The 2,564-nt window shown below is 33.7% G+C and carries 3 protein-coding genes and 1 pseudogene; all 4 read left to right on the forward strand.

Features of this window, described 5'->3' with window-relative positions; all coding sequences use genetic code 11:
- The coding region (locus tag COZ07_RS02665) for an IclR family transcriptional regulator C-terminal domain-containing protein (RefSeq protein ID WP_406607048.1) at nt 1-240 on the forward strand (240 nt) is incomplete at its 5' end.
- 144 nt (nt 241-384) lie between these two features.
- On the forward strand, nt 385-1,356 hold the full coding sequence (gene arcC / locus COZ07_RS02670) for a carbamate kinase (protein WP_406607049.1): 972 nt from the start codon (nt 385-387) through the stop codon (nt 1,354-1,356).
- A 42-nt stretch (nt 1,357-1,398) separates the two neighbouring features.
- Nucleotides 1,399-2,322 (forward strand): aspartate carbamoyltransferase, encoded by a 924-nt coding sequence (gene pyrB / locus COZ07_RS02675; protein WP_406607050.1) that lies wholly within the window; start codon nt 1,399-1,401, stop codon nt 2,320-2,322.
- Nucleotides 2,323-2,383: 61 nt separating this feature from the next.
- Nucleotides 2,384-2,564, forward strand: a pseudogene (locus COZ07_RS02680) (hypothetical protein); the annotation flags it as partial.

Genomic DNA, 2,564 nt, shown 5'->3' on the forward strand with positions numbered 1-2,564 from the left:
TTAGAACATTTATCGGAAATAAAAAATAAGGGTTTTGCAATTTGTGATGAAGAACTTGAAGAAGGAATAAAAGCAATTGCTGCTCCTATAAAAAATATTAAGGGAAAAACCATAGCCAGTATTACTATAACCGGATTAGTCCAAAGATTGAGTTTAAATAATATAGAAAGACTTATTAAAATTGTTACCGATGCAGCTACGGAAATTTCTAAAAGGTTAGGCTATAATAAATTTACCTAAAATAAAATTAAAGGGAATTTTATTATTTAATTAGAAATATTTATAATTATATAATTAATAGATAAAATAAATTTAACTAAAAAACAAAATATTAAATGAAATTAATATATTAAAAAAAATTTATAGTAAGAGGAGAAGCAAAAGATGGCAAAAGTAATTTTAATAGCCTTAGGTGGAAATGCGATAAAACAATCCAATGAAAAAGGATCTTCAGAGGAACAATTCAAGAATTGCTGGAAAACCACCAAACATATCTCAGAAATTATCAAAAACCTTGACCAGGAAGATCGGCTAATCATAACCCATGGAAATGGACCGCAAGTTGGTAATTTAATGGTACAACAAAAGTTAGCTCAAGATACTGTCCCAGCGCATCCCATGGATGTGGTAGGGGCAATGACTCAAGGGCAAATTGGTTATATGTTGCAACAAACCTTAATGAATCATCTTAAAAAAATGGATCTTGATGTACCGGTTTGTGCGATAATAAATCAGGTTTTAGTAGATAAAAATGACCCAGAATTTTTTGGTGAGAAAGCTTCCAAGCCAGTAGGTAATTTTCTAACCGCAGAAGAAGCTAAAGAAATGAAGGAGAATAACCCTCAATATATCATTAAACAGGTTAAGCCAAACGGAGAGCGCTGCTGGAGGAGAACCGTTCCTTCACCAGATCCTATAGCTAATCTAGAAGCTAACGTGATTAAGAAACTAGTTGCCGCAGGGGTAGTTGTTATTGCTTCCGGTGGCGGAGGAATACCAGTGTTAGAAGATGAAGAAGGAAATTACCAGGGGATTGAGGCAGTAATAGATAAAGATCTTGCTGGAGAAAGATTAGCAGAAATAGTAGGTGCCGATATTTTTTTAATTCTTACCGATGTAGAAGAAGCTAAAATTAATTATGGTAAAGTTAATGAGAAAAGTTTAGGTAAAATAACCTTTCAAAAAGCTAAACAATATTTTGATGAAGGACATTTTCTGGCCGGAAGTATGGGGCCAAAAGTGAAAGCTTGTTTGAGGTTTTTAGAAAATGGAGGGAAGAAAGCTATCATTACCTCTTTGGATAAGGCTTTGGAAGCGTTAAAGGAACAAAGTGGAACAATTATAGAAAAAGATTAGATTATAAATTGTAAAAATAAATTAAAAGGAGAGTTAGTCTAAATGTTAAAAGGGAAAGACATATTAAATACTGCTCAGTTTTCGCCTCAAGAATTAAATTTGATTATGAATACCGCTGCAAGTTTTGAAAAGCAAGTCAAAGATGGAAATATTATCAGAAATATGGAAGGTAAAATAGTAGCAACTTTATTTTTTGAACCAAGTACCAGAACCCGTCTTTCTTTTGAAACTGCTGCCAATAGGTTGAGTGCTCGAGTAATTTCAGTAGCTGACGCTAAGAGCTCTTCTGTAGCCAAAGGAGAATCTTTGGCTGATACTATTAGGACAGTGGATGGTTATGCAGATGTTATTGTTATGCGTCATCCCATGAATGGCTCTGCCCAGATTGCCGCTGATAATGCCAAACATCCTTTTATTAATGCCGGCGACGGAAGCGGAGAACATCCCACGCAAGCTCTTTTAGATATATATACCATTGGTAAGGAAAAAGGAGCTTTAGGGGGACAGACAGTTACTTTGGTGGGAGATTTAAAATATGGGCGGACCGTACATTCCTTAAGTTATTTTATGACTCTCTATGGCAATAAAATGTTTTTTGTGTCCCCCCAATCTCTACGAATGCCATCAGAAATAACTGTTGACCTTAAGGCTCGAGGAGCAGATATTGAAGAGACTGAAAATTTGGAAAAGGCTTTAGCGGTCAGTGATATTGTTTATGTTACCAGAGTACAAAGAGAACGATTTGAAAATCCATCGGAATATGAGAAACTTAAGGGTTCATATATTATAAATAGAGCTCTGATTGATCAAGCTAAAAAAGGTATTACCATTCTTCATCCCCTTCCCAGAGTAGATGAAATCTCTACTGATGTTGATGATTATGAAGGAGCAGCTTACTTTAGACAAGCTCATAATGGAATTTATATTAGAATGGCTCTTTTAGCTTTAGTAAGTGGTAAAGGATAGGCTAAATTTTAAAATTAGAACAATTTTAATGATAAAAAATATTTTATAAGTAGAGATACAAATGAAAATAGAAAATATTAATATTCCCTTAATGATAAGTGGTAATTTAATTGAAAATATTAATTTAAATGATAATTATTATAGAATGAGGATCAAAGCTCCTCAAATTGCCAGGAAAGCCAAACCAGGACAGTTTGTCATGTTATCTATGTGGAAAAATAAAGATCCTTTCTTAAAAAGGC

This window comes from Candidatus Infernicultor aquiphilus (genome assembly GCF_002784285.1).
Lineage (GTDB): Bacteria > Atribacterota > Phoenicimicrobiia > Phoenicimicrobiales > Phoenicimicrobiaceae > Infernicultor > Infernicultor aquiphilus.

Coding starts and splice junctions, on each gene's coding strand:
- arcC (WP_406607049.1), top strand. CDS start 385: ATGGCAAAAGTAATTTTAATAGCCTTAGGTGGAAATGCGATAAAACAA.
- pyrB (WP_406607050.1), top strand. CDS start 1,399: ATGTTAAAAGGGAAAGACATATTAAATACTGCTCAGTTTTCGCCTCAA.